A 336-nucleotide genomic window follows, 5' to 3' on the forward strand; every position below is an offset into this window, starting at 1 on the left:
GATCCATTCCAAGTTCAAGGTACGTTAACTGAGCTTCAGAAGTCACAAATTCAAAAGGATCAAACATTCACTGTAACGGCGAAAGCAAATAATAAGAAGAAGTGGACAGGTAAGATTACAGATGTAAGTGAATTCCCAACAAGTGCAGAGATGGCGCAAGCTGGCGGCATGGGTGAAGCAACTCAAAATATGTCCCAATATACATATAAAGCTAGCCTTGATAGTCAAGATGGTTTATCTCCAGGTTATCATGTTTCCCTGCAAGTAAACTTAGAGAATAAGACGATGATTGCTGTTCCAAGTAAAAGCATTGTAGAAAAAGGCGATGATGCATTT

At 39.3% G+C, this 336-nt stretch carries 1 pseudogene; it reads left to right on the forward strand.

What is annotated here, in order from left to right:
• Positions 1 to 336: pseudogene (locus ACQRBL_RS27580) on the forward strand (efflux transporter periplasmic adaptor subunit); the annotation flags it as partial.

The organism is Bacillus sp. AF62, from assembly GCF_050312695.1.
Classification (GTDB): Bacteria; Bacillota; Bacilli; order Bacillales; family Bacillaceae_G; genus Bacillus_A; species Bacillus_A cereus.